The sequence below is a fragment of the Mesorhizobium sp. WSM4848 genome (assembly GCF_055811375.1).
The window spans coordinates 390,556-417,319 of the sequence record NZ_JBVVPX010000001.1 but is presented as its reverse complement, the minus strand read 5'-3'; the positions used below and the strand labels follow the sequence as shown (position 1 = coordinate 417,319).

Annotated in this window: 27 protein-coding genes; 15 read left to right on the top strand and 12 right to left on the bottom strand. The window is 63.1% G+C overall.

What is annotated here, in order from left to right:
- From AC0L16_RS02025 to AC0L16_RS02010, 4 genes are all read left to right on the top strand, one after another.
- Nucleotides 1-759 carry a F0F1 ATP synthase subunit A gene (locus AC0L16_RS02025; RefSeq protein ID WP_077381387.1) on the top strand — a complete coding sequence of 253 codons (759 nt, stop codon included), beginning with the start codon at nt 1-3 and terminating at the stop codon, nt 757-759.
- Nucleotides 760-841: 82 nt separating this feature from the next.
- The gene (locus tag AC0L16_RS02020) at nt 842-1,066 is read left to right on the top strand and encodes a F0F1 ATP synthase subunit C (RefSeq protein ID WP_023799397.1); all 225 of its coding nucleotides are present in this window, start codon (nt 842-844) and stop codon (nt 1,064-1,066) included.
- A gap of 77 nt (nt 1,067-1,143) precedes the next feature.
- Nucleotides 1,144-1,743: a F0F1 ATP synthase subunit B gene (locus tag AC0L16_RS02015; RefSeq protein WP_473618677.1), complete on the top strand. Its 600-nt coding sequence runs from the start codon at nt 1,144-1,146 to the stop codon at nt 1,741-1,743.
- Nucleotides 1,744-1,753: 10 nt separating this feature from the next.
- The gene (locus tag AC0L16_RS02010; protein ID WP_473618676.1) at nt 1,754-2,245 is read left to right on the top strand and encodes a F0F1 ATP synthase subunit B; all 492 of its coding nucleotides are present in this window, start codon (nt 1,754-1,756) and stop codon (nt 2,243-2,245) included.
- Nucleotides 2,246-2,490: 245 nt separating this feature from the next.
- Here the strand turns inward: AC0L16_RS02010 and AC0L16_RS02005 are convergent, their stop codons facing one another.
- Both AC0L16_RS02005 and AC0L16_RS02000 read right to left on the bottom strand, forming a co-directional pair.
- Nucleotides 2,491-3,186 carry a ribonuclease HII gene (locus AC0L16_RS02005; protein ID WP_473618675.1) on the bottom strand — a complete coding sequence of 232 codons (696 nt, stop codon included), beginning with the start codon at nt 3,184-3,186 and terminating at the stop codon, nt 2,491-2,493.
- Nucleotides 3,187-3,342: 156 nt separating this feature from the next.
- Nucleotides 3,343-4,497: a PA0069 family radical SAM protein gene (locus AC0L16_RS02000; protein ID WP_473618674.1), complete on the bottom strand. Its 1,155-nt coding sequence runs from the start codon at nt 4,495-4,497 to the stop codon at nt 3,343-3,345.
- Between the two features lie 150 nt (nt 4,498-4,647).
- Between AC0L16_RS02000 and AC0L16_RS01995 the strand changes: the two genes are divergently transcribed.
- The 5 genes from AC0L16_RS01995 to AC0L16_RS01975 all read left to right on the top strand — a co-directional run bounded on the left by AC0L16_RS01995 (nt 4,648) and on the right by AC0L16_RS01975 (nt 9,016).
- Nucleotides 4,648-5,154, top strand: coding sequence for a glycosyltransferase (locus AC0L16_RS01995; RefSeq protein ID WP_473618673.1), 507 nt, complete (start codon nt 4,648-4,650; stop codon nt 5,152-5,154).
- Between the two features lie 106 nt (nt 5,155-5,260).
- Entirely contained in the window at nt 5,261-5,530 is a 270-nt protein-coding gene (locus tag AC0L16_RS01990; RefSeq protein ID WP_473618671.1) for a type II toxin-antitoxin system Phd/YefM family antitoxin, read from the top strand.
- Nucleotides 5,531-5,828: 298 nt separating this feature from the next.
- Nucleotides 5,829-6,764 carry a cyclase family protein gene (locus AC0L16_RS01985; RefSeq protein WP_473618670.1) on the top strand — a complete coding sequence of 312 codons (936 nt, stop codon included), beginning with the start codon at nt 5,829-5,831 and terminating at the stop codon, nt 6,762-6,764.
- A 192-nt stretch (nt 6,765-6,956) separates the two neighbouring features.
- Nucleotides 6,957-7,784 carry an MBL fold metallo-hydrolase gene (locus AC0L16_RS01980; RefSeq protein WP_473618669.1) on the top strand — a complete coding sequence of 276 codons (828 nt, stop codon included), beginning with the start codon at nt 6,957-6,959 and terminating at the stop codon, nt 7,782-7,784.
- 257 nt (nt 7,785-8,041) lie between these two features.
- Entirely contained in the window at nt 8,042-9,016 is a 975-nt protein-coding gene (locus AC0L16_RS01975; protein WP_473618667.1) for a phytanoyl-CoA dioxygenase family protein, read from the top strand.
- A 45-nt stretch (nt 9,017-9,061) separates the two neighbouring features.
- On the opposite strand, the gene moaB is transcribed toward AC0L16_RS01975, so the two are convergent.
- From moaB to AC0L16_RS01945, 6 genes are all read right to left on the bottom strand, one after another.
- Nucleotides 9,062-9,619 (bottom strand): molybdenum cofactor biosynthesis protein B, encoded by a 558-nt coding sequence (gene moaB / locus AC0L16_RS01970; protein ID WP_473618666.1) that lies wholly within the window; start codon nt 9,617-9,619, stop codon nt 9,062-9,064.
- Nucleotides 9,606-10,508, bottom strand: a complete 903-nt coding sequence (locus tag AC0L16_RS01965; protein WP_473618782.1) for a 4-(cytidine 5'-diphospho)-2-C-methyl-D-erythritol kinase — start codon at nt 10,506-10,508, stop codon at nt 9,606-9,608. The genes moaB and AC0L16_RS01965 overlap by 14 nt, the downstream gene beginning before the upstream one ends.
- A gap of 25 nt (nt 10,509-10,533) precedes the next feature.
- Nucleotides 10,534-10,719 carry a hypothetical protein gene (locus AC0L16_RS01960; RefSeq protein ID WP_077381693.1) on the bottom strand — a complete coding sequence of 62 codons (186 nt, stop codon included), beginning with the start codon at nt 10,717-10,719 and terminating at the stop codon, nt 10,534-10,536.
- A gap of 82 nt (nt 10,720-10,801) precedes the next feature.
- Entirely contained in the window at nt 10,802-11,668 is an 867-nt protein-coding gene (locus AC0L16_RS01955) for a S49 family peptidase (protein WP_473618665.1), read from the bottom strand.
- A gap of 85 nt (nt 11,669-11,753) precedes the next feature.
- Nucleotides 11,754-12,554, bottom strand: a complete 801-nt coding sequence (locus tag AC0L16_RS01950) for a tRNA1(Val) (adenine(37)-N6)-methyltransferase (RefSeq protein WP_473618663.1) — start codon at nt 12,552-12,554, stop codon at nt 11,754-11,756.
- On the bottom strand, nt 12,554-12,778 hold the full coding sequence (locus AC0L16_RS01945; RefSeq protein WP_023799382.1) for a putative signal transducing protein: 225 nt from the start codon (nt 12,776-12,778) through the stop codon (nt 12,554-12,556). The genes AC0L16_RS01950 and AC0L16_RS01945 overlap by 1 nt, the downstream gene beginning before the upstream one ends.
- A 162-nt stretch (nt 12,779-12,940) precedes the next feature.
- On the opposite strand from AC0L16_RS01945, the gene AC0L16_RS01940 reads away from it, so the two are divergent.
- Entirely contained in the window at nt 12,941-13,957 is a 1,017-nt protein-coding gene (locus AC0L16_RS01940; RefSeq protein ID WP_077381375.1) for a polyprenyl synthetase family protein, read from the top strand.
- Nucleotides 13,958-14,094: 137 nt separating this feature from the next.
- On the opposite strand, the gene AC0L16_RS01935 is transcribed toward AC0L16_RS01940, so the two are convergent.
- Together AC0L16_RS01935 and AC0L16_RS01930 are read right to left on the bottom strand one after the other, a co-directional pair.
- Nucleotides 14,095-14,616, bottom strand: a complete 522-nt coding sequence (locus tag AC0L16_RS01935; protein WP_473618662.1) for a helix-turn-helix transcriptional regulator — start codon at nt 14,614-14,616, stop codon at nt 14,095-14,097.
- Nucleotides 14,617-14,767: 151 nt separating this feature from the next.
- Entirely contained in the window at nt 14,768-15,103 is a 336-nt protein-coding gene (locus AC0L16_RS01930; protein ID WP_473618661.1) for a hypothetical protein, read from the bottom strand.
- 419 nt (nt 15,104-15,522) lie between these two features.
- Between AC0L16_RS01930 and AC0L16_RS01925 the strand changes: the two genes are divergently transcribed.
- Nucleotides 15,523-17,298, top strand: coding sequence for a tetratricopeptide repeat protein (locus AC0L16_RS01925; protein WP_473618781.1), 1,776 nt, complete (start codon nt 15,523-15,525; stop codon nt 17,296-17,298).
- A gap of 66 nt (nt 17,299-17,364) precedes the next feature.
- Here the strand turns inward: AC0L16_RS01925 and AC0L16_RS01920 are convergent, their stop codons facing one another.
- Nucleotides 17,365-19,200, bottom strand: a complete 1,836-nt coding sequence (locus tag AC0L16_RS01920; RefSeq protein WP_473618660.1) for a patatin-like phospholipase family protein — start codon at nt 19,198-19,200, stop codon at nt 17,365-17,367.
- Nucleotides 19,201-19,623: 423 nt separating this feature from the next.
- Between AC0L16_RS01920 and AC0L16_RS01915 the strand changes: the two genes are divergently transcribed.
- Both AC0L16_RS01915 and glyS read left to right on the top strand, forming a co-directional pair.
- Nucleotides 19,624-20,676, top strand: a complete 1,053-nt coding sequence (locus AC0L16_RS01915; RefSeq protein ID WP_473618658.1) for a glycine--tRNA ligase subunit alpha — start codon at nt 19,624-19,626, stop codon at nt 20,674-20,676.
- 409 nt (nt 20,677-21,085) lie between these two features.
- Entirely contained in the window at nt 21,086-23,551 is a 2,466-nt protein-coding gene (glyS, locus tag AC0L16_RS01910) for a glycine--tRNA ligase subunit beta (protein WP_473618657.1), read from the top strand.
- A 42-nt stretch (nt 23,552-23,593) separates the two neighbouring features.
- Here glyS and AC0L16_RS01905 read toward each other — a convergent pair whose 3' ends face one another.
- On the bottom strand, nt 23,594-24,049 hold the full coding sequence (locus AC0L16_RS01905) for a hypothetical protein (protein WP_473618655.1): 456 nt from the start codon (nt 24,047-24,049) through the stop codon (nt 23,594-23,596).
- A gap of 174 nt (nt 24,050-24,223) precedes the next feature.
- Here AC0L16_RS01905 and AC0L16_RS01900 point away from each other — a divergent pair, with 174 nt between their 5' ends.
- Both AC0L16_RS01900 and AC0L16_RS01895 read left to right on the top strand, forming a co-directional pair.
- Nucleotides 24,224-25,195, top strand: a complete 972-nt coding sequence (locus AC0L16_RS01900) for an L-threonylcarbamoyladenylate synthase (RefSeq protein WP_473618654.1) — start codon at nt 24,224-24,226, stop codon at nt 25,193-25,195.
- Between the two features lie 10 nt (nt 25,196-25,205).
- A complete protein-coding gene (locus AC0L16_RS01895; RefSeq protein ID WP_473618653.1) occupies nt 25,206-26,636 on the top strand; it encodes an FAD-binding oxidoreductase in 1,431 nt (476 codons plus the stop codon).
- Nucleotides 26,637-26,764 lie beyond the last annotated feature (128 nt).

The following is a 26,764-nucleotide window of genomic DNA, read 5'->3' as shown; positions in this document are numbered from 1 at the left end:
GTGGCTGCTGACAAGGTCGATCCGATCCACCAGTTCCATATCAACAAGCTGATTCCGATCGAGATCGGCGGCTACGACCTGTCGTTCACCAATTCGGCGCTGTTCATGGTCGCGACCGTCGCCGTTGCCTCGGCGTTCCTCTATCTCAGCACCTCGAGCCGCAGCCTCGTTCCCAGCCGTCTTCAGTCGGTCTCGGAAATGGCCTACGAATTCGTCGGCAACATGCTGAGGGACGCAGCCGGAACCCAAGGCATGAAGTTCTTTCCCTTGGTATTTTCGCTGTTCATGTTCGTGCTCGTTGCCAATCTGCTCGGTCTTTTTCCGTATTTCTTCACCGTCACAAGCCACATCATCGTCACCTTCGGCCTTGCCGCGCTGGTGATCGGAACCGTCGTCGTCTACGGCTTCATGAAGCATGGCCTTGGTTTCCTAAAACTGTTCGTGCCGCATGGCGTGCCGGTTTACCTGCTGCCGCTGGTGGTGCTGATCGAGGTGATCTCCTTCGTATCGCGCCCGGTCAGCCTCTCGGTTCGTCTGTTCGCCAACATGCTGGCCGGCCACATCACGCTAAAAGTGTTCTCGGGCTTCGTGGTGAGCTTGAGCGCGCTTGGCACACTCGGCATTGCCGGATCGGTCTTGCCGCTGGCGATGGCCGTGGCGCTGACGGCATTGGAATTGCTGGTCGCCTTCCTGCAGGCCTACGTCTTTGCCGTGCTGACCTGCATGTATCTGAACGATGCCCTGCATCCCGGGCACTGACCCAGTTGACCCAAGAGTTTCCGGCCCTGCTGCCGGGATAGAAAATCGCAACTGAATTTTTAGATCCAAAGGAGTTGAACACATGGAAGCAGAAGCAGCAAAGTTCATCGGCGCCGGCATCGCATGCCTCGGCATGGGTGGCGCCGGTATTGGCCTTGGCAACATCTTCGGCAGCTATCTGGCGGGCGCATTGCGTAATCCGTCGGCCGCGGATGGCCAGTTCGGCCGCCTGATCTTCGGCTTCGCCGTGACTGAAGCGCTGGGCATCTTCTCCCTGCTCATCGCACTTTTGGCCCTGTTCGGCTGAGCCCCTGTTCGGCTATCATTGGGAATTGGAAGGGCTGGCCGCAAATCGGCGGCAGGCCTGACATCAGGGGATAGTCCATGTTCGTGACATCTGCCTTTGCGCAAGAGTCCGCGCCCACGGTCGAAGGCGGCCATACCGGCACGGAAGGCGATACGCATTCCGGCACCGGTGTGCCTGCCGAGGCGCACGGCGTGTTCCCGCCATTCGATCCGGCGACATTCCCGTCGCAGCTTGTGTGGCTGGCGATCACCTTCGGGCTGTTCTACCTGTTCCTGAAGAAGGTGGTGATGCCGCGTGTTGGCGGCATCATCGATGTCCGCAACGACCGCATCACCCAGGACCTCGACCATGCCGCCAGGCTGAAGGGCGAGGCCGATGCCGCCGTTGCCGCCTATGAGCAGGAATTGGCGGAGGCCAAGACCAAGGCCAATGCGATCGGCCAGCAGGCCAACGATGCCGCCAAGGCGGAAGCCGAGGCAGCCCGCAAGAAGGTCGAGGCAGCGCTTGACCAGAAGCTTGGCGAAGCCGAGGCTCGCATTTCGACCATCAAGGCCAATGCCATGAAGGAAGTCGGCACGATCGCCGAGGACACGGCTTCGGCAATCGTCGAGGCGCTTGTCGGCGGCAAGGCCAGCAAGGCCGAGATCGCGGCAGCCGTCAAATCCGTGGCCCGGTGAGGAGCGCATCATGGACGCCACATCACTCGCGACGCTTTGGGCCACCGTTGCCCTCGTCATTTTTCTCGCCATCGCCGTCTACGTCAAGGTGCCTAAGCTGATCGCCAAGGCGCTCGACGCCCGCGCCGACAAGATCAGCAACGAGCTTGAAGAAGCGCGCCGGCTGCGCGAGGAGGCCCAGCAACTGCTCGGCCAATACCAGCGCAAGCGCAAGGAAGCCGAGCAGGAGGCCGCCGACATCGTCGCCGCCGCCAAGCGCGAGGCGGACATGCTGGCTGCCGAGGCGCACAAGAAGACCGAGGACTATGTCGCCCGGCGCACCGCGCTTGCCGAACAGAAGATCGGTCAGGCAGAGCGCGAGGCGATCGGCGAAGTGCGCGCCAGTGCCGTCGATATCGCCGTCGAAGCCGCCCGCACGCTGCTCGCCGCCAAGATTGACGCCAAGGCGGGCGCCGACCTGTTCCAGGCCTCGCTTCAGGACGTCAAATCCAGGCTGAATTGAAGGCAACAATGGTCGTGTAATCGAAGCCGCCGGGCAACCTGGCGGCTTTTTTGTTAGGCGAAAGCGGCTGAGCGGGTAATCTCCCCCTTGAGGGGGAGATGTCGCCGAAGGCGACAGAGGGGGTCGCCTCGGCTGGCGCGACGCGATATCGGATAAAACGTCGAATGAAAGAGGAGCTTGGCGCTACATGCGCGGTGACCCCCTCTGGCCTGCCGGCCATCTCCCCCTCAAGGGGGGAGAAGCGCTCAATCCAGACCCGAAAAACTCTCTTCGTCCGGCACCTCGGTGCCGCCAAGCCGGAACGGTGCGAAGGACGCGCGGTGCAGCCGCGCCACCGGTCCATGCACCTCGATCGCCGTGCGGTGGCGGACCGTGGCGTAGCCCATATGGAGCTCGAAACCGTAATGCGCATGATGGCTGCCGCAGCCGCACATCATGCGGTCGCGCATCACCTTGGCGACGATCGAGGCGGCGGCGATCGACTGCGAGCGCTGGTCGCCCTTGATCAGCGCTCTGCCTTCGCATGGCAGTCCGGGCGGCACGTCGCGGCCGTCGGCCAGGGCCAGTTTTGGCTGCACCGAGAGCCCGACCAAAGCGCGGCGCATCGCCTCGAGGCTGGCCTTGAGAATATTGCTGCCATCGATGCCTTCCGCGCTGACCGAGGCCATCGACACGGCAACAGCGGAGCCGAGGATTTTCAGGAACAGCGCCTCGCGCTGCAGGTGGCTGAGGCGCTTGGAATCGTCGAGACCGTCTGGAATGTTGGCGGGATCGAGCACTACCGCTGCCGCGACGACCGGCCCGGCAAGCGGGCCGCGCCCGGCCTCGTCCATTCCCGCCACCGGCCACAGGCCTTCGGCCATCGCCTTCGTCTCGAAGGAGAAATCGGGTCTCTCAACGATTTCGAAGAGAAGCGGAGAATCAGAACGCGCGCGAGCCATGTTGCGGCGAGGTTCGCATCGGCTCCGATTCTCCGCAAGCCCCTCCGGGTCGGGTGAGGCACCGGACCCGGAGGGCACCGTCTGCAAGCCCGGGGACAGGACAGGCCGGACGGGATTTTTTTCATCTGCCGCCGGCAGGGGCGGCAGACGATGTCTTCAAAGCAGCATCAGTTGATCGGTTGCCTTGGCTGCGGCGACGAACTGGTCGGTCCTGAGCGACCGCCGCTCGGCGTTGAGGCCAAGCCGTTTGGCGGCTATCTCGAAGCGTCGGCCGATCTGCCAGGCATAAGGGCCGGAGCCTTTCATGCGCTTGCCCCATTCCGAATCGTAATCCTTGCCGTCGCGCAACGAGCGGATCAGCGACATGACGTGACGGTAGCGGTCCGGATAATGACGCAGCAGCCAATCCTTGAAGATCGGCGCGACCTCTAGCGGCAGGCGCAGCAGGACGTAGCCGGCCTCGCGCGCTCCTGCCGCACGCGCCGAATCGAGGATGCGTTCCATCTCCTGATCGGTCAGGCCGGGGATGATAGGAGCGACCATGACCGAGGCCGGAATGCCGGCATCCGAAAGTTGCCTGATCGCCTCCAGCCGCTTGGTCGGCGTCGACGCGCGCGGCTCCATCGTTCTGGCCAGCATACGGTCGAGCGTCGTAACCGACAGCGCCACCTTGGCCAGACCGCGTTCGGCCATGCGCGACAGAATGTCGATGTCGCGCGTCACCAGCGCGGATTTGGTGACGATGCCGACCGGGTGGCCGCGCGCCTCCAGCACTTCGAGGATCTCGCGCATGATCCGGTACTGCTTCTCGACCGGCTGGTAGGGATCGGTGTTGGTGCCGATGGCAATGGTGCGCGGCTGGTAGCCGTCCTTCGACAGTTCCTTGTCGAGCAGCCGCGCCGCATCCGGCTTGGCGAACAGCTTCGATTCGAAATCCAGTCCCGGCGACAGGCCCATGAAGCTGTGCGTCGGCCGCGCGAAGCAATAGACGCAGCCATGTTCGCAGCCGCGATACGGGTTGATAGAACGGTCAAAGGAAATGTCGGGCGATTCGTTGCGGGTGATGATGGTGCGCGGCTTCTCGACCTGCACCTCGGTCTTGAACGGCGGCAGTTCCTCAAGCGAATTCCAGCCATCGTCGAACACATGCCGGCTGACCGGTTCGAATCGGCCGGATGGGTTGATGCCGGCGGACCGGCCACGATTGCGCTCCGGACGGATACGGACGCCGCTCTGCTCGATCATTGCATTGGCCATCTCGGCTCTTCCAGCCCCGAAGGCAGCAATGTCGGCACGGACGATCTGTTCCATTTTCGCCCTCTCCCAGGGACTGTCGGCTGGCTGTCGAATCGCTCTGTTCATGAAAATAATCCTATTTTATCTATTGGAACAAAGCAAGAACATTTTGATGGGCGACGCAAAATCTGGCGCTGCGTCCGGCTTTCCGCTATTCGGCTAACCATGCTCAGCGTTCTCATCCAGACCCTGAATGACGAGGAAAGACTTGCCCGCACGCTCGCCTCGCTGATCGGCGGTGCGGTCGAGGGCGTGGTGCGCGACGTCATCGTCTGCGACACCGGCTCGACCGACCAGACGCACCGCGTTGCCGAACATGCCGGCTGCCTTTATGTGGCGAGCGGCGGCATTGCAGCCGGCATCAGGCAGGCCAAGGGCGACTGGCTGCTGCTGCTGGAGCCGGGCGCGCGGTTGGGCGAGGGCTGGATCGACGAGGTCGTCGCCCACACCGCCAGGCAAACCATGCCGGCGCGGTTCTCGCGGGCGCGCGGTAGCCGCGTGCCGTTCCTGTCGCGGGTGTTTTCGGGAAATCGCGCACTGGCCGAAGGGCTGGTGATCAGCAAGCGTCAGGCCGCTTCCTTATCGAAAAACGCCCGCAGCGCCGAAGCCATCGCCCGCGGCCTTGCGACCAGGAGGCTCGACGCCGAAATCTGGGTCGCGCCGGTCAAGTGAGGGCCTCGCTCTTGCCGTAAGCGGGCGAGGGAAGGTCGGGTTGCCGACCTCCCGTATTGCGTAAAGCCCGTAAAGCCCGTATATTCCGGAACAAAGGAGCTCGCCGATGACCACCACCGTCACCGCCGCCGCCGTCTCGAAAAACTTTGGCGCTTATCAGGATGCCGCGGTCCGCGATCCGGTCATCATCACCAAGAACGGCCGCCCGCGCACCGTGCTGCTGGCCTACGAGGATTTTGTCCGGCTGTCGAAGCGCGACCGGCGGGTCGAGCTGACGGCGGAACTCAGCGCCGACGAAATCGCCGCGGTCGAAGCCTCTGAAATGGAGCCGGGTCTTGACCATCTCAATGACGAGCTCCCCGGCCAAAAGGCCTGACAGCAAAAAATGCTGCCGGCTGAAATCAAAATCGGCCACGTCTTTCGTTATTCTTATCTCTGGCATTGGCAACACCGCGAGGGGCGCGGGGGAGGTGAGCACGCCGCGCACTGCGTGACGGCGGCAGGCGCCGCGGTACGCCGGGCGTCTTCATCGGGGCGTCCCCGAGGCTGGAGGCGCGACCGAAGCTGCTGGCCTGGTGGAATCCGCATTGGCGCGATACTCCTGGGAGGAATCCACGTGCTTGTCGTCCTGCGGGAAACTCGCGATACTCGGCGATATTTCGGGGAGATCGCAGATGAATCTATTCAAATTCGTTCGTATCGCCTTGCTGGCAGTCGCTTGCTCAGTGCCGACGATCGCGGTGGCACAGGAGACGTCGCTTTGGTCGGTTTATGAGAACACGCTCAAATCCGCCAAGTACATCGATCTGACCCATGCCTTCGAGCCGGTGCAGCCGGTATGGCCGGGCTTCGCCAATGCCAGGTTCAAGCCGGCTGTCGCCGGGAAGGACATCGAGGGCTACGTCAAGGCCGGCGAAGAGTTCACTTACGAAAAGCATGGGTTCGTCGCGAGCGCCTACGAGTTGACGACGGACCAATATGGCACGCAGCTCGATCCGCCCTCCCACTGGAACCCGCTCGGCGCAACGATCAGCGACCTGCCGGCCACCTATGCCGTGCGGCCGCTCGTCGTCATCGACATCAGCGGCAAGGTGCGGACTGACGAAGGCTATCACCTCCAGGTCGCCGACATTGAGGAGTGGGAAAAGCAGCACGGCCGCATACCGGAAGGTTCAGTCGTCTTCGTGCGTTCGGATTGGTACAAGAAATGGTCCGATGTTGCCCGCTTCAACCAAAAACCGTTCCCAGGCGTCAGTTTGGACGCGCTGAAATTCATGCATCTGGAGCGGAAGATTCTGTTTCATGGTCATGAGCCGCTCGACACCGACACCACGCCCAATCTCGAAGGCGAACATTGGCTGCTTCACAACGATTTCACGCAGGCAGAAGGCGTCGCAAATCTCGACAAGGTGCCAGAGGCCGGTGCGTTGGTCACAATCGGCTTCGCCAAGCCGCTCGGGGGGGCAGGCGGATACGCGCGGTACATCGCGATTGCACCCGCCGACTGGACCGAGGGCGTCTCGGTCACCGAAGCGCCTGGTGCGCCGCTTTCCCGGCAAACCGCGCCGCTCAAGCGCGACGAGAACGGCGTCTTCCGTCCGGCGCCCTGATCGCTTGCGATAGCAATCGGGAGGCGGGCCATGGCGCGTCCCATTCCACGCGATTTGTGGCGCCAGTCTGGACAAAAGGTTCAGACGACCAGTCCCTCCGGCGCTCGCGAAAACGTGACTGTCCCGACGATAGCCACCACGATTGCTAGCGCTATCGTGGCATGTGCGCTAATCCTGCCACGGGAGACAGCTTTGCTCCGCCTGTCCGCCGCTGTTCTGCTGACTGTGGCTTTCTGGCCGTTCGCCGCTTCGGCCCGGGAAGAGCCGCCGCCGTCGAGATGCGTTGCGATCGCTGAAGCGCTGCCGTCGGCCACCTATGCCAGATTTACAGCGCCAAACGCGCAGACGTCTCGACTGGCCCAGGCTTTCGTCGACGGTGACGTTACGATCACCTATGCCGGCCATTCGACCTACGTCATCGAGACACCCGCCGGCGTCAGGATCGCCACTGACTTTTCTGGCGTCTATGGCGCTGACCCGCTGCCGCGCGTCGTGACCATGAACAAGGCCCACCGCACCCACTATTCGGACCATGTCGACCCCGGCATCGAATATGTGCTGCGCGGCTGGAATCCGGATGGCGGTCCGGCGCGCCACGCGCTTGTCGTCGACGATGTCTATATCCGCAACGTGCCGACGGATATCCGCAATGGCGGCGATCTCGGCAAGGACGGCAATTCCATCTTCATTTTCGAAGTGGCTGGACTCTGCATCGGCCATCTCGGCCATCTGCATCACCGGCTGGAGGACGCGCATTACGGCGCCATCGGCCGGCTCGATATCCTCATGGTCCCTATCGACGGCGGTATGACGCTGTCGCTCGACCGGATGACCGAAATCACCGCGCGGCTCTATTCCTCGATGATCCTGCCGATGCATCGCCATTCGACCCCGATCAGTGAGTTCACAGGCAGGATGGGCGACGATTTCGCGGTGGAATTCCTCTCCGGCCGATCGCTAACGGTCTCGCTGGAGACGCTGCCCGACCGGCCCACGATCATCATCCTCGACGGGGTTTGACCGCTTCGTCGCGGCCTTCCCCGCTGTGCGCGGCCTGTTCGTTCCACTTCGCTCAAAACACTAGCAGTCGCGAAACCACAGAACTTTAATGCTCTGTCAAGCTTGCCACAAAGATTGCGAAAGATCTTTTCATTGTGCATTGCACAAAATCTTACCGGGGATTACCATTCCTTTGATGCGGGCGAATGGTTCGGCTAACGCCAGAGCGGTGAGCGACCGACGCTTCGTCGATGCTGCCCTCGTAGCTGAGAATCCTGATGGCCCTTTCAAGTACTGACCAATCCGGTGCTGCAAGCCTCGAGTCGATCGCTCGAAGCGGCAGCCTGCTGCGCCGCATTGCCGTGCGGATTCCGACCTATCTGTCGGACCTTCGCGAGAACCCGGCATGGCTGCCGATGTTCATGCTGGCGCGCACCATGCCGGCGCGGCGGTTGCATTGGCGTGGCGCAAAACCGGTTCGACCGGCACAACAAGTCCAGGAAACGGTGTTCACCGGCATCGATCTTGATGCGGTGGTCGGAGCGCTCCGCTCGGACGGGCTCTTTTCCGGACTTGCGCTGCCGCAGGCGATCTACGAGGAGATTGCCAGCTTCGCGCAGCGCACGCCTTGCTTCGGCAATTTCGACCGTCGCCTGGAGTTCCTGCCGGCCGAGCATGCCGAGGCCGAAAAGCACTTCGGCCGCCCCCTGCTCAGCGGCCACTTTTTCGAGCGCATCCTCGACTGCAACGCCGCGCTTACCGTACAGCGCGACCCGCTGCTTCTCGACATCGCCGCCCGTTATCTCGGCAGCCAGGCGAAGCTGATCACCACGCGGGTCTGGTGGAGCTTTCCGACGAGCTCCGCCTCCGACGCCGAGAAGAACCTGGCGTCGCTTGGCAAGTACCACTTCGATCTCGACGATTGGCGGATGCTGAAATTCTTCTTCTATCTCAATCCGGTAGATGCCGAGACTGGCCCCCATGTCTATGTCCGCGGCAGCCACAACCGCCGCACCCTCAAGCACCAGTTGACGCTCCTCGTCGGCCATCCCGCGGAAGAGGTTTTGAATGTCTACGGCGCGCAGAGCCCGATTGCGCTGACCGGCGAGGCGGGTTTGGGCTTCGTCGAGGATCCCTTCGGTTTCCACATGGGCACCGTGCCGACACGCAAGCCGCGGCTGATGATGGAAGTCGGCTTCGGCGTATCGCCGCCATCGCGCCGGCGGTTCCACGGCGAGCCGGTTATTCGCTGACTTTGCGCTGATTCTGGTCCCGAAACAGCCTTTTGAGAACCTTGTCTAACTTGTCTTGGTGCCGCCGCGCCGCAGATGCTCGTCCAGGCGCGGCATGATCTCGACGAAGTTGCAGGGCATGTGCCGGTAGTCGAGCTGCGGCTTCAAAATGCCGTCCCAGGCGTCCTTGCAGGCGCCGGGCGAACCCGGCAGCACGAAGACGAAGGTCGCGTTGACGACGCCGCCGGTCGCCCGGCTCTGGATCGTCGAAGTGCCGATCTTGTCGTAGGAAATGCGGTGGAACACTTCGGAAAAGCCGTCCATGCGCTTTTCGAAGATCGGCTCCAGCGCCTCCGGCGTTACGTCGCGGCCGGTAAAGCCGGTGCCGCCGGTGGTGATGACGACATCGATCGCTTCGTCTTTCGACCAGCCCAGAACCTTGTCACGGATTTTCTCGCGGTCGTCGGCGACGATGTCGCGGGTGCCGAGAATATGGCCGGCCTCGACGATGCGGTCGGCCAGCGTCTGGCCGGATTTGTCGTCGGCAGGGCTGCGCGTATCGGAAACGGTCAGCACCGCGATGCGCACGGGAATGAAGGAACGGCTTTCGTCAATCCTGGCCATATGCGTCAGGCTCCGATGTCATGCTTCGCGTCGCGGCGACGAACCAGTCGGGATGGCGGCTGCGGATATCGACGGCGGCGCGCTGGGCGACATTGCCGGTCTCGAACAGCCCAAAACAGGTCGCACCGGAACCGGACATTCGCGCGAACCCCGCTCCGGCCTTGTTGAGCACCGAAAGTGCCTTGCCGATGGCAGGTTGGATCGCGCGCGCAACGGGCTCGAGATCGTTGCGGGTGATCTCCAGCCAATTACGGATGCTGTGGAAGTCGAGGCTGCGCGGCAGCGGCGGCAGTCCCTCATTGTCGCGATCAGAAAGCGCATTGAACACCTCGGCCGTGGAGATGGCAGTGCCAGGATTGACGAGAACCAGCCCGAGTGCGGGAAAGTCCGGCACGGCCGACAGTTCGTCACCGACGCCGTGCGCGATCAGCGGTTTTGCTATAAGGCACATGGGAACGTCGGCGCCCAGCGAGAGGCCGACCCGCGCCAGGTCGGCATCGTCGAGGTCCAGTCTCCATATCTCAACCAGCCCGCGCAGCGCCGTTGCGGCGTCGCTCGACCCGCCGCCGACGCCGGATGCGACCGGCAGGTTCTTTTCGAGCCTGATTGCGACCGGCGGCGTATACCGCGGACCAGCCTGTTTTCGCAGCGCATCGCGCGCTTTCACGACCAGATTGCTGTCGTCGAGCGGGACTGCGGAGGCATATCGGCCCGACACGAAAAACCCGTCGCTGTCGGCGAGCTCGATGTCAACCCGGTCGCCGAAGCGCGTGAACACCGCCAGGCTCTCGATCGTGTGATAGCCGTCGGCGCGCCTGCCGGTGACGTGCAGCGCAAGATTTATCTTGGCATGCGCATGTAATGCCAGGACCCTATTGCCGGAAGCCACTGTCTCAGGCACGAGGGGGATGATGTCAGTCCTTGGCCAGGCGGTATTCGCCGGTCTTCGGGTCCCTGACCAGCGTGCCCATTGTGCCGTTGGTAGCCTGCTTTTCGGTGCGCCGTATCTTGGCCGTCACGCGCTCGGCTTCCCTGACGAAGGAGCGATAGCCGAAATAGGCGAGCAGGCCGACTGCGATAAAGAAAATGATCTGTGGCATGTCAAACTCCTCCATCGCAAGGGCCGACTGCGGCGCCGGTCGGGCCGGTCAAGCTTTTAAGTTAAACGCTTTCGCCGGTTTTTCAAAGCCCGAAGCGCGCCCATAGCGCGCGCTCTTCCGCCGCATCGATCACGCCACTTGCGGCAGCAGCGGCGATCTCGGGCACCGAAAAGCCGCCTCTGCTTGAGCCGAACCAGCCGAAGCGGCCGAACAGGCCGCGCGGCGCCGTGATCAGCTTGAGCTGGGTTTTTGGCCCGAAACGGGTCCTCAGCACGCTGCGCATATCGCCGAGCGCATCGACAAGGCCGAGCTCCAACCCCTTCTTGCCGGTCCAGAACAGGCCGGTGAACAGGTCCGGGTCGTCCTTGAGCTTGGCCCCGCGCCGGTCCTTGACGAGGTCGATGAAGGTCTCGTGGACCTCGAGCTGCAGCGCCTTCAGCCGCTCGATATCTTCCTTCTTCTCTGGCTTGAACGGATCGAGCACCGCCTTGTTCTGGCCGGCCGTGTGGACGCGGCGCTCGACGCCGATCTTCTTCAACAACTCGGGAAAGCCGAACGAGGCCGACACCACGCCGATCGAACCGACGATAGACGACGGATCGGCAAAGATCTCGTCGCCGGCGACCGCGATCATGTAGCCGCCCGACGCCGCCACGTCCTCGACGAAGACCAGGACCTTTTTGTTCTTCTCGCTCGCCAGGTCGCGGATGCGTCTGAAGATCAGCCGCGACTGCACCGGCGAGCCGCCCGGCGAATTGATCGAAATGGCGACCGCGGGCGCGTCGAAGGAAAACGCCTTCTCAATAGAGCCGGCGGTGGACGCCAGCGACAGGCTCGGTCGGAGCGGGCCGCCGCCGGGCATGATGGTGCCATGCAGCCGGATGACGGGAATGGTGACGATGTCGGAGCGCCAGGATTTCGGCAGCAGACGGTTGAGAAAGCGTTTCACGGGGTCTCCGGTCAAATTGGCTTGATGGCATGTAGGGATTCGCCGGCCAACGGCAATGCCGCGACGCCGGGCCGGCCAAAAAGGCTCAGTCGCCGAACAGCGAAGCCATCCCGTTGTTGATCATCTCGGTCCGCTCCGTGGGGCCGTCACCGGATTGCGCGTGCAGCATCAGCGGGGGGCGGATCGACAGTTTTCCGCGTGCGCCGAGGATTGCCCTGACGACGATGCGGATCGCCGCTGCCTCGGGGCGGGGGTGGACGGCCAGCATCTCGGCGTCGCCGAAGCGGCCTGATATCGCATCGAGGATGGCGCCGAGCTGATCGGGCCTGGCAATCACGGCAAGACCGCCGCGCGGCCTGACCACAGCAGCCGCGCTTCGGATCCAGCTGTCGAACAGCCCGTCCTCCATCACATGCGCCGCCTTCCTGAGCGGGTCGGGCGTGGCTCGATCCTCGGCGGCATTGAAGGGCGGGTTCATGATGACGAAATCGAAGGAATTGTCGGCAAGCCCAGTGGCGGTTCGCGCCTGGCCCGACAGCGCGACGTCGGCGGCGAGCACCGAGGCGCGGTCGTTAAGATGCGCATTGCCGGGGTGAGCAAGCGTCGTTGCGGCGAAGGCCGCCATTTCCGGAGACCGTTCGATGAGCATGGCCTCGGCATCAGGACAGCGCGACAGCACGGCCAGGCCTGCGGCGCCAGCACCTGCGCCGAAATCGGCAAGGCGTCCGGCGAAGGAGGACGGCACGGCAGCCGCCAGCATCATGGCGTCCATGCCGGCGCGATGGCCTGCCTGTTTCGGCTGCACCAGCCAGAACCGCCCGCGATGGAAAGCATCGACGGTATGGGCCGGCGTCTCCTGGACAAGTGTGGCGCGCACAGCTGGCATTACTTCTGGCGCATCTCGTTGGCGATGCCGGCATCCGTCAGGATGCGCCGCGCCGCATCGGCCTGGTCGGCTTCGACCATGATGCGCCTGGGCAAGATGCCGATCGAACCGTCGAGCACGCTCATGTTCTGGTCGGCGACGAAACAGCCAATGCCGGCATCGCGCATCAGCGATTCGACAAAGGAGATGATCACGGCGTCGTTGGTGCGGATAAGCTCTATCATCGGAAGAAACTCGCAGGTTGCAGCCTCTATGTAAACGTGGGTGGCTTCCGTCGCCACCTCGACCGCGCCAAATCGCCTCTTGCCGTGCCTGTGGGTAGCGCCCTAGAGTCTGCGGCGGTATCGGGGTGCCGTCGTGCGCGTGACATAAGACGGGAGTTTGTCGTGGGTGTCGTTCTCAACATCGAAAACGGGAAGCGGGAAGCCGCGTCCATTAAGGATCTCATCGACCTGACTTCGGCCGATATGGGGCGCGTCAACAAATTGATCCTGTCGAAGGCCGGTTCCGACGTCGAGATGATCCCGGAGATTGCCAACCACCTGATCTCTTCGGGTGGCAAGCGGCTGAGGCCGATGTTGACGCTCGCCTCAGCGCAGATGTTCGGCTATTCCGGCGAGGGCCATGTCAAGCTCGCCACATCAGTCGAGTTCATGCACACCGCCACGCTCCTCCACGACGATGTCGTCGACGAGAGCGGCATGCGGCGCGGCAAGAAGACCGCCCGCATGATCTGGGGCAACCAGGCGAGCGTGCTGGTCGGCGATTTCCTGCTCGGCCAGGCTTTCCGCATGATGGTCGATGTCGGTTCGCTGGAAGCGCTCGACATCCTGTCCAGCGCCGCCTCGATCATTGCCGAGGGCGAGGTGATGCAGCTCGCGGCCGCCAAGAACCTCGAAACCACGGAGGATGAGCATTTCGCGGTGATCAAGGCCAAGACCGCTGCCCTGTTCTCGGCCGCCGCCGAGGTCGGTCCGGTTATCGCCCAGGCGACGCGAAACGATCGCGCTGCGCTGCGCTCCTATGGCATGAATCTCGGCCTTGCCTTCCAACTGATCGACGATGCACTGGATTATGGCGGCACCAGCAAGGATCTGGGCAAGAATGTCGGCGACGACTTTCGCGAAGGCAAGGTGACGCTGCCGGTGATCCTCGCCTACCGGCGCGGCACCAAGGCCGAACGCAGCTTCTGGAAGCGCGCCATCGAGGACAATGTCACCGATGACGCCGGGCTGGAAAAGGCGATCGGGTTGATGACCCGCCACGGCGCAATCGCCGACACCATCGGGCGCGCCGGCCATTTCGGCGAGATCGCCCGCGACGCGCTGGCGCCGCTCGAAGCGACGCCGCAGAAATCGGCGCTGCTCGACGTCATCGATTTCTGCATCAGCCGGGTGAACTGAAGGCCGGCACGGGCGCCTGCCCGTGATTTAGGTCTTCCCGGAATTGCGGCGGTGAAATCATGCACGTTCCGCAGCAGCATGGTTAGCAAGTAGGGCAGGGCTCTGTGACGGTCAGCGCGCCCGGCAAACTGTCGAGGTCATGAAAATGACCACGCACTCTTTAGCAGCGCCACGAGCTCGCTCTGACGGCTGGTTTCGGTTTTCCGGAAGATGCGCTCGAGATAGGTGCGGGCCGATTTGACGGCGATGCCGATTTCCATGGCCGCCTCCTGCACCGAATGGCCGGAGGCCAGTTCGACGGCGAGCCGGGCTTCCGCCGGCGTCAGGTCGAACAGGCCTGAAAGGACATTGGGCGACGGAACAGTGGCGCCGGTACCGACCGTGGTTGCGACACCGAGTGCATCCGCACCCGAAAAAATATCCTGCGCGGCGCGACGCAGCGGCAACAGCTGAACGACCAGCGCGGGCCGCCCCTTGATGGCCGCAACCGGGATGGACCGCACGACCCGGTTATCCCGGTTCTGCGCGATGGCCTGCTGGAAAAGCGCGTTTGCAGTTTGATCGGCAATCGCGAAGCCGCCATGGGCTGTGGGAAGGAAGACATCCGCCATGTCTCCGAAAAGCGGATTGGCCGTCAGCACACGGCCCGATCCACTCATGCCCGATCCACTCATGCCAGATCCCGGAGAATGGATACGGCGGTCCTGGCCCGTTCCAGGCCCAGGCGCCCGGCGACAATTCCGGCCCGTGCGAGGTGCGGACGCAGTCCGTTCAACAGACCGATTGCGGCCTGGTCATAACGCCCGTCCTTCAGCCAGCGCTGGAAGACAAAAAGGACAAGCTCGCCGCCAGGCATGGGATGGCTGTGCATAGATGCGGCCCGATGCCAAACGCGGTGGCACTTTTGCGAACGGGATCGCGCTCGATCTCCTGGCAGATGATGAAATTATCGACCCGCACAAAGCTTGCTGGCTGCGCGGCGCACATGCGCCTCACACTCTCGGAGAACCGCCAAGCATCCCCCTTCATGAACGCGTCGAGCAAGGGCTGGAGATGCGTTTCGGTGATGGCGCGGATCGGCGAATGATCGCTGACTACAAAAATCGCGCCGTTTGCCGAGCGGGAGATCGCGCTTGCCGCCGCCAATACCTCCGGCCACAGCTCGGCCGCGAACCGCTTCGTAGATAAGATCGACAATGGCGAAGGCCTGCTGGTCCTGCGGCATTTCCAGCATCGGCATCTCCCTGGGCGAAGCAACAGCATCCATCTGCACGGTTCCACGCATCATTCCGCTGTGGAAACTTTCGCCGCCCGCCGCTTACGGATCGCTTACGGCATCGCGGCGCCGGTGCTGCAGCAGGACAGGCCGGCGGCGCGTCAGGCCGGCAAAGCGCGGTCGACGGTCGCAGTTGGGCGCATTTTCGCGTGGTTTTTGATAGCATTACCCGATTGTGAATTCGGGCCGGGTTGAAGCCTCACCGCAAAAAGGCCATGCTTTGCTTGGAAAAGATCGAGTCTACGGCGATCCCGCTGACGCGGGCATGGCTTTGACTGAAAGGGATACGATGCGGCAAGGATCTGCGCGCTGGCTGACAGGGCTGGCAATTGTGACGGGCATGGCGGTCTCCGGTCTGCCCGCCTATGCCAAAGAGACCACCGAGCCGGTCAATATCACGTCGTTCTCGGGGGCCTATCTTGCCGCGCGGGTCGCCGAAGGCGACAATGATCTCGACAGCGCCATCGCCTACTACAAGCAGGCGCTCGCCTTCGCTCCCGGTGACACCTCGTTGCAGCAAAGCCTGATGCTGTCGCTGATCGCGCAGGGGCGCTTCGAAGAATCCCTGGTCTATGCCGACAAGCTCAAGACGGTTCCCGACGTCGAGCGGTTCTCGCGCCTGGCGCTGGCCGTCGGTTCCTTTCACAAGAAGGACTTTTCCAAGGCCGAATATTGGCTCAAACTTTCGCTCGAATCCGATCTCGACCGGCTGATCTCCGGCGTCATGACCGGCTGGGCCAAGCAGGGCGCCGGCGACCCCGGCGAGGCCATGGCCTCTATCGACAGACTGCAGGGCCCGGACTGGTTCGGCCTCTTCAAATCCTTCCATCGCGCGCTTATCGCCGATGCCTCGGGCCTGCCCGAAAGGGCGGATGCGATCTACGCCGCCACCTTGCAGGACACCGCGACCGGCGCCGCCGCGCCCGAAACCTGGATGCGCAATGCGCAGGCCTATGCCTCCTTCCTTGCCCGCAAGGGCGACAAGGACAAGGCGCTGTCCGTGCTCGATCAGGCCGACGCATTTGCACCCGGCAAGGTCGAGATATCGGCGCTTCGCGACAGGATCACCAAGGGCGAGAAGATCGAACCCTTCGTTGCCGGCCCGTCCGACGGCGCCTCGGAAATTCTGCTCGATCTCGCCACCGCGCTCAATCGCGGCGGCGGCGAGCCGTTCGTCCGCCTCTATCTGCAATATGCCCTGGCACTGAGGCCCGACAGCGACGCGGCCCTCGTCCAGCTCGCCGCCGTCTCCGAGCAGTTGAAGGACGGCGAGGGCGCCATCGCCTTCTATCGCCGCATCCCGGCCGGTTCGCCGCTGAAGACGCTTTCGGAACTGCAGCTCGGCCTCAACCTTGCAGATCTCGACCGCTATGACGAGGCCATCGCCCATCTGAAGGCCCTCGTCGAAGCGCGTCCCGACGACATGCGCGCCTATCAGGCGCTCGGTGGCGTCTATGCCTCGAAGGAGGATTTCCGCTCCGCGGCCGATCTCTATGACAAGGCGGGGGCGATGCTGAAGGCCCCGACCCGGGCCGACTGGAACATTTTCTACCAGCGCGGCATCGCCTATGAGAGACTGAAGGAGTGGCCGAAGGCCGAGCCGAATTTCCGCAAGGCGCTGGAATTGTTCCCCGACCAGCCGCAGGTTCTGAACTATCTTGGCTATTCCTGGGTGGACATGAACATCAACCTCGAGGAAGGCCTTCAGATGATCCAGAAGGCCGTCGAGCTCAGGCCGAGCGACGGCTACATCGTCGATTCGCTGGGCTGGGCCTATTTCCGGCTTGGCCGGTTCGACGATGCGGTGCGCGAATTGGAACGTGCCGTTTCGTTGAAGCCGGAAGATCCGGTGCTCAACGATCACCTGGGCGATGCCTATTGGCGCGTCGGCCGCAAATTGGAAGCCACCTTCCAGTGGAACCAGGCCCGCGACCTGAAGCCGGATCCCGGCGTGCTCGCCGCCTTGCAGCAGAAACTGCTGAAGGGCCTGCCGCCGATTGAATCCAACACGGCGCAGGAAACCCCGAAGGTCAAGCCCGAACCGGCGCCCGCTCCGAAGGGCTGAATACTTCTGAATTCGATTATGCGGGCTCGTCGCCGCTGTCGCTAAGGGTCTGGACTATAAGCCATGCTAATCGTGCGCGGTGCCGAGCACCGCTCGGAGCCCTGAGTCGTTCTGGCGGAGATGTTCCTCGATCCATCGGGTCGTACGGTCGTAGGCATCCGAAAACAACTCGGAATGCCGACTCCAATCCATGAAGCTGATCGTGTTCGGAACCTCGGGACAGACCAAGATATCCGCTTCGCCGACGGCAATGTCCTGTGGCCGGTGTGCCAGCATGCTCATGTCAATGACCTGAAGGATGCTGGGAATCCGAGGCAAGCGGGCACGACCGAAAGGGTTCAGCAAGGCCAATGCCAGTTCGGAAGCTCCGGGGATGCGGTCATAGTCTATGTCGTATTTCTGCGGTGCACTCGACCCGAAGGTAACGATGACATTGGGTCCGGTCTTGAGCTCCGTCATCTGCTCCAGCGGCAAATTGTTCATGATAGCGCCGTCCACCAGCATATCGCCGTCATCTGTAAAGAACGGCGGCAGGACCCCCGGGATGGAGCCGGACGCCCGAACGGCGTGCCAGAGCTTTCCACGACGGTGGACATGGGGCTGACGGCTGCTCAGATTGGTCGAAAGCGCAAAGAACGGAAGCCAAAGATCCTCGATCAGAACGTCGCCGTATTCCAGCCGAAGGGCCCGATCAAACGCTTTGTGATCCAGAAGCGCGAAATGCGGCAAGGTGGGACGGCGAAACGCCCGGCTCTTGATAAATATGTTGTGGGTGCCTCGGTCGATCTGGTCGGCATCCAAGCCTCTTGCGAAGCCGGCCATCATCGCCGCTCCGGAACTTGTCCCGCCGAGATAGTCGAAGCAAGCGCCCGCCTCAACGAAAGCCTTGTAGACGCCTAAATGAGCGCTGCCGAGGGACCCACCCCCTGCCGCCACGAAGCCCAATGCCTTGCCCGAAATAAATCGGACCAGGCGCTGGAAATCAGACCCGTCGTCCAACGCAACATGATGATGCTGGTCAACATAGGGTCGCTCATCGAGCCATGCAGAGGTACCGGAGACCGCAGCCGAGCGATTGTCGTGAACTAGGACAAGCCGACTGGTCGATGGCGGATGGATCGATAGCGTCAGTTCCTCAGAAGGGTTCAGGCGAGGCGAGCAGGACGCGTTGGCCAGCAACAGGACGGTATCGGCCTGGCGAATGCAGACCTGGGTCCATTCATTAGGTTCCTCATCGGCAACATAGACGATGAATTGGGCTTCCGCCTCCAGTTCGTTCAACCAGTTAAGGATCCGCTGGTCGTCGATCGGAAGACCTGGGAACTTCGCTTGGATGTCAAGCCGGGAAACGAACCGAGCGCGCGTGGCCGCGCCGAACGCTTGCCGCAGGTGCTGGATGAGCAGCGGTGAGATGCGACTTCCGCCGGCTGCAATGATCGCAAGCGTTCGGATCTTGGCAGGTTCCTTGAGACGCGACGAACTCCGAGATTGGGTGGCAAATCGGCGCGCCAGAAATACCGTGACCGCCTCTCTCAGGCTCGGCAATGTCTCGGCCGCCTTCTCGAAATGATTGCGACCGATTTCAAGGACGATCGAATCGCGCGCTGCAAGGACAGTGGCCGTGCGGGGTAGTCCCGCGAAGAAACCGATTTCACCGATGAGTTCACCGTGTGCGATCTCGGCGACCGAGCCAGTCGAATCTCCTTTGTGTACCGTAAAGCGTCCAGACAGCACGATGAAAAACCTGTCCGACGCATCGCCTTCGCGAACCAGAACCTCACCGCGTCTCAGGACCCGACGGTCGGATTCGGCAGCCAAAGCCTCGAGCGCCAGCAACGACGCCCGATCGAACATCAATGTTGCCGACAATAAACTCGCTGCAAGAGAATCGACGGAGGACATCTGAGCCATCCCTTGGGAATCCATGACTTTTGTCTCCTAGATGGTGCTGGACGCCTCTAGCGAATGATACCACATATCAGAGCCGCCGAATGGCTGAGGCGCGGCACTGACCGCTGGGCGCTCTCATCTCTCGCTCCCAGCAAGGGCCACGATCAGGCCGCCACGCCGCTCTCGGCGTCCGTCTTTTGGGCCGAAATTCACTTGAGCCCACATCGCGAACCTGCTCGCTTGCCTGCCTGCTATTTTGTTTGCGAGCGCAATCTCGTCGTGCGGACAATTGGGGACCCACAGATTCACCACTTGCGCCGTATGTCACGCGTTAACTCACCCGATTGCCCTGGCTGCGGCCGGCCCCTTGCCTTGACGCTTGCCGGTGGGCGCTCTAGGGAGGGCCGCATCCCCGCCTTTCCCGTCGAGGCCGCCGTGACCATTGATATCCCAGCCCATATGCATCCCAGCCGCTCGTTCCAGGGGCTGATCCTAGCTTTGCATAACTACTGGGCGGACTATGGCTGTGTCGTTCTCCAGCCCTATGACATGGAAGTCGGCGCCGGCACGTTCCACCCGGCGACGACACTGCGCGCGCTCGGGCCAAAGCGCTGGAACGCGGCCTATGTTCAGCCTTCGCGCCGGCCCAAGGACGGGCGGTACGGCGAAAATCCGAACCGGCTGCAGCACTATTACCAGTACCAGGTGATCCTGAAGCCGAACCCACCTAATCTGCAGGAACTGTATCTCGGCTCGCTGGCGGCCATCGGCGTCGATCCGCTTCTGCATGACATCCGCTTCGTCGAGGACGACTGGGAAAGCCCGACGCTCGGCGCTTGGGGGCTGGGCTGGGAGTGCTGGTGCGACGGCATGGAAGTGTCGCAGTTCACCTATTTCCAGCAGGTCTGCGGCATCGAATGCGCGCCGGTGGCGGGCGAGCTCACCTACGGGCTGGAGCGGCTGGCCATGTATGTGCAGGGCGTCGACAATGTCTACGACCTCAACTTCAACGGCCGCGACGGCGCCGACAAGGTGACCTATGGCGAGGTCTTCCTGCAGGCCGAGCAGGAATATTCGCGGCACAATTTCGAATTCGCCAACACCGCGATGCTGCTTCGGCATTTCGAGGACGCCGAGGCCGAGTGCAAGGCGCTACTCGATGCCGGCGCGCCCTTCTCCCCCCTCGAGGGGGAGATGCCCGCGAAGCGGGCAGAGGGGGTTGCCACAGAAGGCACCGCAAGTAAGGTCCCAGCGACCCCTCCCGGCCAGACTTCGTCCGGCCACCCCCGCAAGGGGGAGGGGAACCACCGCCTGGTGTTTCCCGCCTACGACCAGTGCATCAAGGCCAGCCACGTCTTCAACCTGCTCGACGCACGCGGCGTGATTTCGGTTACCGAGCGGCAGAGCTACATCTTGCGGGTTCGCAATCTGGCGAAAGCCTGCGGCGAGGCGTTCTTGCTGACGCAGGCAGGTGGACTGGCGGCTTAGCTCCAGAGGCAATTTGGGATTTCGACTGAAGCGCCGATTGGCAGTACGCCTTGGCCGCTGGAGCCAGCCATCGTCCGCAGCGCTTGTCTGACGCCAGGCATCGTGAACGTGCCATGAGCCTGCGCCGCGAAACAGGCGCTGAGCGCGAGGATCTGCAGGAATGTCGATGCCGTCTTCATGGTCGTTCAGCCAATAGTTCTCTGCCTGAGCGTTGGTCGCTTCAGCGCTGCGTTCGGTTCATGGAGATCTTTGACCCAAGGACGGATGCCCCCGCTCTGGCCCGACAGGCAGAGGAATATTTTTGGCAATCGTCGGTAGATGCGCCGGGGCCGATTGCATGAGGGAAGGGTGACAGCGGCCAGCCGAGTTGCTATGCCGCCTGGACCATCTTGCCGCGTGAGCACAATTTATGCCCGACCTGCTTTTAGAACTCCGTTCGGAAGAGATTCCCGCGCGTATGCAGCGCAAGGCGGCGGGCGACCTGAAGAAGATGATGACGGACGGTTTGGTCGAGGCCGGGCTAACCTATGAGGCGGCGCGCGAATATTGGACGCCGCGCCGGCTGGCGCTCGACATTCGCGGCGTGACCGCGCGCTCGAAGGACATAAGCGACGAGATCAAGGGACCCTCGACCAAGGCGCCCGAACAGGCGGTCCAGGGTTTTCTGCGCAAGGCCGGTCTTTCCTCGATCGCCGAGGCGCATATCCACGCCGATCCGAAGAAGGGCGACTTCTATGTCGCCCATATCTCCAAGCCGGGCCGGGCGGCGGAAGCAATCATCGCCGAACTGGTGCCGGGCATCATCCGCGACTTTCCATGGCCGAAATCGATGCGCTGGGGGCCGGCCTCGGCGAAACCGGGATCCTTGCGCTGGGTGCGGCCGCTGCAGTCCATCCTCTGCACCTTCGGCCCGGAGACCGAGGAGCCGGCGGTCGTCGATTTTGAGATCGACGGTATCCGCTCGGGCAACGTTACCTACGGCCATCGTTTTCACGCGCCGAGCGCCATGAGCGTGCGCCGTTTCGACGACTATGCCGCCAAGCTGGAGGCGGCGAAGGTCGTGCTCGACGCCGACCGGCGCAAGCAGATCATTCTTTCCGACGCCAGGAATCTCGCCTTCGCCAGCGGGCTCGACCTTGTCGAGGACGAGGGGCTGCTTGAGGAAGTGTCAGGCCTGGTCGAATGGCCGGTCGTGCTGATGGGCGCGTTCGAGCAGGACTTTCTCGCCATTCCGGCCGAGGTGATCCGGCTGACCATCCGCGCCAACCAGAAGTGTTTTGTGACGCGACCGCAGGGAACTGGTGAAGAGCTTTCCAACAACTTCATCTTGACCGCCAATATCGAGGCCAGCGACGGCGGCAAGGAGATCGCCCATGGCAACGGCAAGGTGGTGCGCGCCCGCCTCTCCGACGCGCTCTATTTCTGGAAGACCGACCAGAACGACCTGCCTGATCTCGACCAGTTGCAGGCATCGGCGGAAAAGTTCGGGCTCGATCTCAAGAAGCCGCTCGACCAGCGCATGGCCCGCCTCGACCATCTCGGCGTCACCTTCCATGCCAAGCTCGGCACGCAAGGTGAGCGGGTAGAGCGCATTGCGCGGCTGGCTGAGGAATTGGCGCCGATCGTGGCGAGCGCAATCTCCCCCCTTGAGGGGGAGATGCCAAGTGGTGGCAAAGAGGGCAGGCCAGAGGGGGTCGTCTCGCGTGGATCGCCGGCATCCTCTGTCCGCGATACGGCGTCGCGTCTGGACGTGCCGACCCCCTCTGTCGCCTTCGGCGACATCTCCCCCTCAAGGAGGGAGATTACCGCGCTCGCACGTCGCGCTGTCGTCCTGGCCAAGGCCGACCTCACCACCGAGGTGGTCGGCGAGTTCCCGGAACTGCAGGGAGCCATGGGCCGCAAATACGCGCTGCTGCAGGGCGATCATCCCTCGGTCGCAGCCGCCATCGAGGAGCACTACAAGCCGCAGGGCCCGTCCGACCGCGTGCCGACCGACCCGGTATCGGTGGCGGTGGCGCTCGCCGACAAGCTCGACACGCTGGTCGGGTTCTGGGCGATCGACGAAAAGCCGACCGGGTCAAAGGACCCCTATGCGCTGAGGAGGGCGGCGCTGGGGGTGATCAGGATTTTGGTCGAGAATCGTGTCCGGCTTGCGCTGACATCTCTCTTCGACCGCGCTTACCAGATGGCGAACTATCTTGCGTCCGGACCGGCCTTTAGCGCCGATCTCCTCGCCTTCTTCCACGACCGCCTAAAAGTCTATCTCCGCGACCAGGGCGCGCGGCATGATTTGATCGACGCGGTGCTGGCAAGTGGCGCTGCCCCCTCATCCGGCCCTTCGGGCCACCTTCTCCCCGCTGGGGAGAAGAGGCTGGCACCAGCGTTGGCGACCTCTTCTCCCCTCGGGGAGAAGGTGGCCGCAGAGCGGCCGGATGAGGGGGCTTCGCCGTCCAACGACGATCTCCTGCAAATCGTCCGTCGTGTCAAAGCCCTAGGCACGTTCCTCGACACCGAGGACGGCAGGAATCTGCTTGCCGGCACCAAGCGCGCGGCCAACATCCTGGCCGCCGAAGAGAAGAAGAAAACGACGATCGCCGAAAATGTTGAGCCGGCTCTGTTCCGGGAAGATGCCGAGAAATCGCTGTTTGCCGCGGTGAATCAGGCCGAGAAGGAAGCCGGCCAAGCGATTCACAACGAAGACTTTTCCGCCGCCATGCTGGCGCTTAGCGCGTTGCGTGAACCGGTTGATTCATTCTTCGAACGCGTTCTTGTGAATGATGAGGACCAGGCCGTGCGCGCCAACCGCCTGGCGTTGCTGGCGCGCATCCGGGCAGCGACCGACCAGGTCGCGGATTTCTCGAAAATTGCCGGCTGAGGCTTGGCAAATTAGGCGAGCGTCGTCCTGACCGGCGAACTTCTATCTGGCCTGGTCGATTTCGGGGATGGGCGTTGGTTGCGGTGTTGCGGGCTCAGGCGGCCTGTTCGTTGTCGTTATTTTTTTGTCGGATTTGGTGGCCGTCCCGGGCGCTGCGGCAGCAGTTGCCGCGGCCGGTGCGGGGCTGGGCGCCGGTGTTGCGAAGGCGTCACCGACGATGCCGCCGCGAATGATCATCGGGCTTTGCATGAAATCATGCTTGGGCTTGGGCTGGGGGATCGCAGAAACTTTTTCATAGGTGACATCGGGCACTGGTTCGCCCAGCGCCACGATCGATGGCGTCGAGGAGCTGCCAGCCACCTTCACCGGTTCAGGCGCGGCGAGCCTGACGACGGACGGCGTCGAGGATGGTGCACCGGGAACAACGAAGGACGAAGCCTGTGCTGTGCCCGCCGCCAGAGTAAGACCAAGCGCTCCCAGGATACGCACCCAGATCATGATAGCTCCCCTTGCCCAACAAGCCGGCACCATAGCGTCCGGAAATTGATGCGGGCTTGCCAGGTAAGCTGGCATTTTAGCGATTGGCAATTCGCTTCCGCCCGGACTTGCCCCGTGAACGTTCCCGTATTACGCACCACATTCGTGAGGTCCCGCATCTGTCAGGTGATGAGAGTGGCTGAGATACTTGCCGCCGGCGAGGCGATGGAGCGGGCGCTGGCGCTGCTCGAAGGCGGCGATGTCGTCGCCATTCCGACCGAAACCGTCTACGGTCTGGCCGCCGATGCCACCAATGGCGTTGGCGTGGCGCGCATCTTCGAGGTCAAGGGCCGGCCGCGCTTCAATCCGCTGATCGCCCATGTCGCCGATCTGGCGATGGCTGAGCGCATCGCGCTGTTCGATCCCGTTTCGAAAAGGCTGGCGCAGACATTCTGGCCGGGACCGCTGACGCTGGTGCTGCCGCAGCGGCCCGGCAACGGCATTCATCCGCTGGTCACCGCCGGGCTCGATACGATCGCGCTGCGCATGCCGAAAGGCTTTGGCGGCCAACTGATCGCCAGGCTCGGACGCCCGCTTGCAGCGCCCAGCGCCAATTCCTCAGGCAGGATCAGCGCGACGACGGCCGAGGCAGTGGCCGCCGATCTCGGTGCAAAAATCAAGCTGGTGGTCGATAGCGGCGCGACGTCGGTTGGGGTCGAATCGACAATCGTGAAGATAGAGGGCGGAACACTGCGGCTGCTGCGGCCCGGCGGCTTTGCCGCCGAAGAGATCGAAGCGGCCGCCGGCATGAAGCTGCGGCGCGGCGCGGCGGGCATCGAGGCGCCGGGCATGCTCGCCTCGCATTACGCGCCGGGCGCTGCGGTGCGGGTCAACGCCGCAAAAGTCGCAAAGGGCGAAGCCTTGCTGGCGTTCGGCCCGCGCCGCGCCGAAGGCTGGCAAGGCGCCGCCGCCTTGCGCAACCTGTCCGAGACCGGCGACCTGCGCGAGGCAGCAAGCAACCTCTTTGCCCATATGCAGGATCTCGATCGCAGCGGCGCCAAGACAATCGCTGTCGAGCCGATCCCCTCCGACGGGCTGGGCGAGGCGATCAATGACCGGCTTTCGCGCGCCGCCGCCCCTCGTGACAAGATCGATGGAGCACCATAGTTTCCCATCCATGAACGACATCTCAAGGGGTATCGACCCCGGCCTCATCGACCGCTTTGCGGCAATCGTCGGCGACAAATATGCGCTTCGCGACCAGCAGGATATCGTGCCTTATCTCACGGAGCGACGCGGCCTCTGGCATGGCCGGACGGCGCTGGTGCTAAGGCCCGGCAGCGTCGACGAGGTCAGCCGCATCATGCAGCTGGCGACCGAGACGGGAACTCCGGTCGTGCCGCAAAGCGGCAACACCGGGCTGGTCGGCGCGCAGGTGCCGGACACGTCCGGCCGCCAGATCGTGCTGTCGCTGTCGCGGCTGAACCGCATCCGCGAGATCGACCTCCTGTCCAACACGGTCACCGTCGAGGCCGGGGTCATTCTCCAGACGCTGCAGGAAGCGGCCGATGCCGCCGACCGGCTGTTTCCGCTGTCGCTTGCCGCGCAAGGCTCCTGCCAGATCGGCGGCAATCTCTCTTCCAACGCCGGCGGCACCGGCGTTCTCGCTTATGGCAATGCGCGTGAGCTGTGCCTCGGCGTCGAAGTGGTGCTGCCGACCGGTGAGGTATTCGACGATCTGCGCAAGCTGAAGAAGGACAACACCGGTTACGATCTGAAGGGCCTGTTCATCGGTGCGGAAGGCACGCTCGGCGTCATCACCGCCGCCGTGCTCAAGCTTTTCCCAAAGCCCAAGGGGCGCGAGGTGGCCTTTGCCGGCCTGTCGTCACCTGAGGCGGCACTGTCCTTGTTCAGCCTGGCGATGGATCGCGCCGGTGCGGCGCTCACTGCTTTCGAACTGATCGGCCAGAGGCCTTATGACTTCACGCTTCTGCACGCGCCAGGCGTCGTGCGGCCGCTGTCCGGCGATTGGCCATGGTATGTGCTGATGCAGATCTCTTCGGGTCGCTCGGCGGAGGATGCCAGGGCCCTCATCGAGGAGGTGCTCTCAGCCGGCCTCGAGCAGGAGATCGTCGGCGATGCGGTGATTGCGGCGAGCATCGCGCAGGGCGATGCCTTCTGGAATTTCCGCGAGCTGCTGCCCGAGGCGCAGAAGCCCGAAGGCGCCTCGATCAAGCACGACATCTCTGTGCCGGTGGCGGCCATCCCGCAATTCATCGAAGAGGCGGTCGGCGCCGTTCAATCGGTCAGCCCCGGTGCGCGCGAGGTGTGTTTCGGCCACATGGGCGACGGCAATCTCCACTACAACATCTCCCGGCCGATCGGCGGCGATGACGAAGCATTTCTCGGGCTCTATCACGCCATGAACAAGGCCGTGCACGATGTGGTGCGCAGCCTTCACGGCTCGATCTCGGCCGAGCACGGCATTGGCCAGCTGAAGCGGGATGAATTGATCGCGACAGCGCCGCCGATGGCGATCGAGCTGATGCGCAGGGTGAAGACGGCCTTCGACCCGGCCGGCATCATGAATCCCGGTAAGGTTATCTGATCCTTTCGCCGCCTTGTGAATGGTCGCATTCCGATAACCATCCCCTCGAGATCAGCAAAATTTAACCGACTTTCTTAAGCGCTGCGATAAGAAGCCCGCGCTAATGTTTCCCGACAACGAGGCTGGAA